Source organism: Duganella violaceipulchra, assembly GCF_019166075.1.
GTDB classification, from domain to species: Bacteria; Pseudomonadota; Gammaproteobacteria; order Burkholderiales; family Burkholderiaceae_D; genus Rugamonas; species Rugamonas violaceipulchra.
The window spans coordinates 1-255 of sequence record NZ_JAHTGR010000210.1 but is presented as its reverse complement, the minus strand read 5'-3'; the positions used below and the strand labels follow the sequence as shown (position 1 = coordinate 255).

Sequence of the window (255 nt, the reverse complement as noted above, 5' to 3'; positions counted from 1 at the left end):
ACACAGGTGGGCGAGATGAGTATTCTAAGGCGCTTGAGAGAACTCGGGAGAAGGAACTCGGCAAATTGGTACCGTAACTTCGGGAAAAGGTACGCCCTTGTAGCTTGGCTGATTTACTTCAGTAGGGTGAACGGGTTGCAATAAACTGGTGGCTGCGACTGTTTAATAAAAACACAGCACTCTGCAAACACGAAAGTGGACGTATAGGGTGTGACGCCTGCCCGGTGCTGGAAGATTAAATGATGGGGTGCAAGC

1 rRNA gene is annotated in these 255 nt (G+C 49.8%); it reads left to right on the top strand.

The window, feature by feature from the left end:
* Window positions 1-255, top strand: a 23S ribosomal RNA gene (locus KVP70_RS35925); the annotation flags it as partial.